Here is a 4,356-nt window from a genome sequence, read left to right on the forward strand (position 1 = left end):
CTTTGGGAAGGCATTTCAAGGCGTTACCCTATCATTCTACCTATCATAATAATAGTTCTAATTTCTGAATTTAATCAGCTAATTAGGCTAGTTTTGTAATAAACCTTCGCTTATCTTTGTCTAGCAACAAGTCACACTATACCAATACTTACCGTCAAAACTTACTCTTGGATTAGCATACTTAACACCTATTGGTATTTGCTCTGCTGTTTTAACCCAACCTACTTTTTCAATTAAAACCATATTGGATTTTACTTTTAGTTTTATATTATCGTTATAGAATGATGGTTTAGACTTTCTTCTGCTTTTAAATCTTGGCTTATCTGCTAATCCTTTAAAAAACTTCTTATAAGCTTCACAAGCGTCTTTTACAGCCTGCTTTGCAACATTATTAGATACTTCATTAAGCCATTTAAACTCTTCTGTTTTCTTTAAGATAGTTAATTCTTTTCTTAAATCACCATCGGATATAAACTTTCCCCCATTTTTATAATTTTCTTCTTGTCTTGCAAGTGTCCAATTATATATAAATCTTGCAGTACCAACTGATTGCCATAATTTTTGTTCCTGCTCTATGCTTGGAATAATCCTAATTTTCTTCGCCAGTATCACTTTCTAACAACTCCTTAATCATTTTTTTAGCCTTATTAGCTCTCTTGCCTTGTAACCTACAACTAAAAACTGTAACAATTTGAATTAAATTTTTAGTTTTAGTTTCAATGCCTTTAATACCTAAAAAATGATTAAGTTGCTCTTGTGAATAATATCTCGTACCACCATCTGTTATGTGTTGTGGAACGAATGAACCTTTTTTGTGCCAATCCCTTAATGTCTGAGGCGTTTTACCTATTAAAGTTGAAAACTCGCCTATTGAATAATACTTCATTAACCATCACCTCAATATAAGCATAACAAATAATTTAATATTATCCAATATATTTTTATATATTTTTATATATTTTCTTTAACTGTTGTCACACTCCATATTTTAGTTTTAAATTTAATTATTTTCTTTTTGTTCCTACATATGAACCCATTCCACCAGAAACATTTACAACATCAAAACCTTGTTTTGTAAGACTACTACAAGCTCTTGCACTTCTTCCACCAGACTGACACATTATATAGTATTCTTTGCTTTTATTTAAATATTTATCTGGTTCATTTAAAAGTTGACCCATTGGAATGTTTTTCGCACTCTTTATACTTCCACCTTTATATTCATAATCTTCTCTAATATCAATTAATTCTACTTTTCCAATTAAATCATCAATATCATTTACATTAATAACTCTTCCATCGTCTCTCTTTAAAAATCCAAACATTTTTAATTCCTCCTCAAATTTCATCTTAATTGTTGATTTTAATCTAGTATCTGTATATATAATTAATTTTTTACTATTTCATTTAAATTTTTAAGTATTACTATTTTGCCTCTTTCCAATCTTATATATCCCAATTTTTCGATACTTTTCAGTCTTCTACTTACAACCTCACGAACTGAATCAATTTCAAACGCTAATTCATTATGAGTTGCATAAATTATGTTACTATTTTTACTTATTAGCAATTTTATAAGTCTTGTTTCCAGAGATTCATGAATCATTTCTTCTTTATTTTCTATAACAGTATTGAATTTTTTATACAAATCTTTATACATATATAATAAAAATTCATTATCTTGAATAAAATACTTTTCAACTATATCAAAAGGGATAATACATACTTTTGAATCTTGAATTGCTTTGCCTGCTATATTTAAAGATTCTAAATTTGATAAACAGCTTAGGGCTTCATGGCAAAATTCTCCTTGTTTTATGTTATAGAGATTAGTTTCTTCCCCATCTTTATTGATCTTTTGTATTTTTATTGTTCCTTTTATTACAAATAAAACTCCCGCACATACTGCCTCTGCTGAAGATACATATTCATCAAAATATACAGTCTTAAAAATTGCCTGTGTGCTTATTATTTCATTATTATTTTTATCAATTGCTTGTAATACTGGATACATTTCATACAAAGACTTTATATCTTGTAATCTATTATCTAATGTTTCACCATAATTTTTCATTTACGCCCCTCCTTGATTTTATTATATAATAGTATTTTCTAAATATATGTGACTAAATCACATATATAAGACCAAATTAAAAAATACAAAAAAGAGATGATTATTTAATATTTTTCATTTCACTATGTATTATGTTTTAAATATTTTGTCTTACTTTATTAATTTATCACACTCTTCTTACATCATTCCTTCTAAATACATAAGTCTAATAGTTTTATATATTTTCATCTCCCTTATTAATGATTATTGACATATACTCTTTACAAGTTTATTATGATATATAAATGGCATATGCTGCTTTAATATATTTATTGGAGGTTTATAATATGAAAATCGCATTACCATCACGTAATAACAATATTGATGATCACTTTGGACATTGTGAATATTACACAATTTTCACAGTTGATACACAAACTAAAGAAATAACAGGTTCTGAAACTATTCCATCACCAGCAGGATGTGGTTGTAAATCTAATATTGCACCAATTCTTTCTGATATGGGTGTCAAAGTTATGCTCGCAGGTAATATGGGTGAAGGTGCTGTTAGAGTACTCAACAACGTAGGAATAGAAGTATTGCGCGGTTGCTCTGGGGATGTAAAGACTGTGGCTTTAAAATGGATTGAAGGATCTCTTGTAGATTCTGGTGATATCTGCCATGAACATGAACACGGCTGTCATAATGAATAGTTTTTAAAAACAGATTAACTAGAAATTTATATATATTTCTAGTTAATTTTTTTATAAATAATATTCATTAAAAACTTCAAATTTGTGCATACAATATATGTAATTACATAAAATAATCAGTTGGAAATTAATATAGAAAATTGTTTTTTTTACCGCATATATCTAAATGTCTATAGAGTTGTATTCTATGATCATGTAGTTCATTAGAAAGCTTACCACACTTAGGGCACACAGCAAGAGAATAGTTAAGTTCAAAGGGTTAAAATTTAATGATGAACCATAATTTTTTATATAAATAATTCTGGTTCCCTTCTATAATCACAATCAATTTCTAATTCATGTTTATGTCTTAAATAATTTTCATCATCATAATACTTTGCATGAGTAGGACACTTTTTAATACATGCACCGCATTTAATACAAATTCCATTTAATTTAGATACATCTTTTAAATCAATAGAACCCATAGAACAAATATTTACACAAAGCTTACAATCATTGCAATTACTATTTGTTTTTGGAGTAACCTTTCTAAGATCAACAGAGATACCATTTTTATTTTTAGGTATATAATATTTTCTATAAGGTTTATTTCCATTTACAACTACAGTTTCAATTTTATTTTGAGTTGTTATCTTTTTATATATTTGATTGGCAAAATCACTTACTATATCCATGTCTTTTTTATCTGGTCTATTTTTAGCAAGAATTTTAGAAAATGAATGTTCTCCTATAAATGCCCCCCCTGCAATAACTTTAAAACCATCTGATTCAAGAATATCTTTTAATTCTATTAGAGCATCATCATAATTTCTGTTTCCATAAACAACTACAGAAATTGCTAATGCACCATTACCTGCAATAGAATTCAAATATTTTAGTAATACATTTGGAACCCTTCCTGCATATACTGGAACTCCTATAATGACGACATCTTCTTCTTTAAAAGACACTGACTCTTTTCTAACTGCTGGTCTTGTAAAATCAATATTATTTATAGTTATCTCCCTATTAACATTTTCTGAAATTTTCTTTGCTATCTCACATACTATTTTTTTAGTAGTATCTGTAGCACTAAAATACATTGTATTAATTTTTTTTAACATAATAACTATCATTCCTTTCACTATACTTAATACAGAAGTGATTAATCACAGTTACCTAAATCAACTTGATTTAATATAGGTTCTGAAATAAATTTCACTTTAAAGTAATAAAAAACTACCAATTCTAGTGTGAAATTGATTTGCAACAAACAAATTCACTAAAAAAGTTAGTTTATTTATGATCAGCAATCAAGAATATATTACTACAGAATCGAAAATAACACTAGAAAAAATGCTAATTTTATCTAGTGCTCGACTATCTGATAATTTTCGTTAATTACTTATACCGAAAAACTGCGTAGTAAATTAGAAAATATCATTCGAGCCAAGGTGAATCAATAGTTATAACAATACTTCTAGTCAGATTTTTATACTCTTAAAATATTTTTTAAAATTCATTAAATAGCTTTCTATATAAATTTTCAAAAGCACTATTTTTTCTCCAGATAAAATAAAAATTATGATTTTTCTGTAAATCATCAAT

General features: G+C 27.1%; 6 protein-coding genes and 1 pseudogene. 1 reads left to right on the forward strand and 6 read right to left on the reverse strand.

Annotated features, from left to right (window positions below; translation table 11 throughout):
• Window positions 1-138 precede the first annotated feature (138 nt).
• From LLF98_RS14580 to LLF98_RS14595, 4 genes and pseudogenes are all read right to left on the reverse strand, one after another.
• A pseudogene (locus LLF98_RS14580) lies at window positions 139-612 on the reverse strand (transposase); the annotation flags it as partial.
• Window positions 590-886, reverse strand: a complete 297-nt coding sequence (locus tag LLF98_RS14585; RefSeq protein WP_291704861.1) for a MerR family transcriptional regulator — start codon at window positions 884-886, stop codon at window positions 590-592. The gene LLF98_RS14585 and the pseudogene LLF98_RS14580, both read right to left, overlap by 23 nt.
• A 118-nt stretch (window positions 887-1,004) precedes the next feature.
• Window positions 1,005-1,325, reverse strand: coding sequence for a rhodanese-like domain-containing protein (locus LLF98_RS14590; protein ID WP_291704863.1), 321 nt, complete (start codon window positions 1,323-1,325; stop codon window positions 1,005-1,007).
• Window positions 1,326-1,387: 62 nt separating this feature from the next.
• Window positions 1,388-2,074: a Crp/Fnr family transcriptional regulator gene (locus LLF98_RS14595; protein WP_291704865.1), complete on the reverse strand. Its 687-nt coding sequence runs from the start codon at window positions 2,072-2,074 to the stop codon at window positions 1,388-1,390.
• A 326-nt stretch (window positions 2,075-2,400) separates the two neighbouring features.
• Between LLF98_RS14595 and LLF98_RS14600 the strand changes: the two genes are divergently transcribed.
• The gene (locus tag LLF98_RS14600) at window positions 2,401-2,766 is read left to right on the forward strand and encodes a NifB/NifX family molybdenum-iron cluster-binding protein (protein WP_291704867.1); all 366 of its coding nucleotides are present in this window, start codon (window positions 2,401-2,403) and stop codon (window positions 2,764-2,766) included.
• Between the two features lie 127 nt (window positions 2,767-2,893).
• On the opposite strand, the gene LLF98_RS15460 is transcribed toward LLF98_RS14600, so the two are convergent.
• Together LLF98_RS15460 and LLF98_RS14605 are read right to left on the reverse strand one after the other, a co-directional pair.
• Complete coding sequence (locus LLF98_RS15460) at window positions 2,894-2,998, reverse strand: transposase family protein (RefSeq protein WP_366512125.1); 105 nt, start codon at window positions 2,996-2,998, stop codon at window positions 2,894-2,896.
• Between the two features lie 55 nt (window positions 2,999-3,053).
• Window positions 3,054-3,872, reverse strand: a complete 819-nt coding sequence (locus LLF98_RS14605) for an EFR1 family ferrodoxin (protein WP_291704869.1) — start codon at window positions 3,870-3,872, stop codon at window positions 3,054-3,056.
• Window positions 3,873-4,356 lie beyond the last annotated feature (484 nt).

The sequence above is a fragment of the Clostridium sp. genome (genome assembly GCF_021372645.1).
Lineage (GTDB): Bacteria > Bacillota > Clostridia > Clostridiales > Clostridiaceae > Clostridium.

What these genes read in the sequence shown, in the direction of transcription:
- LLF98_RS14605 (WP_291704869.1), bottom strand. Translation starts at nt 3,872, where the DNA reads ATGTTAAAAAAAATTAATACAATGTATTTTAGTGCTACAGATACTACT.
- LLF98_RS14585 (WP_291704861.1), bottom strand. Translation starts at nt 886, where the DNA reads ATGAAGTATTATTCAATAGGCGAGTTTTCAACTTTAATAGGTAAAACG.
- LLF98_RS14600 (WP_291704867.1), top strand. Translation starts at nt 2,401, where the DNA reads ATGAAAATCGCATTACCATCACGTAATAACAATATTGATGATCACTTT.
- LLF98_RS14590 (WP_291704863.1), bottom strand. Translation starts at nt 1,325, where the DNA reads ATGTTTGGATTTTTAAAGAGAGACGATGGAAGAGTTATTAATGTAAAT.
- LLF98_RS14595 (WP_291704865.1), bottom strand. Translation starts at nt 2,074, where the DNA reads ATGAAAAATTATGGTGAAACATTAGATAATAGATTACAAGATATAAAG.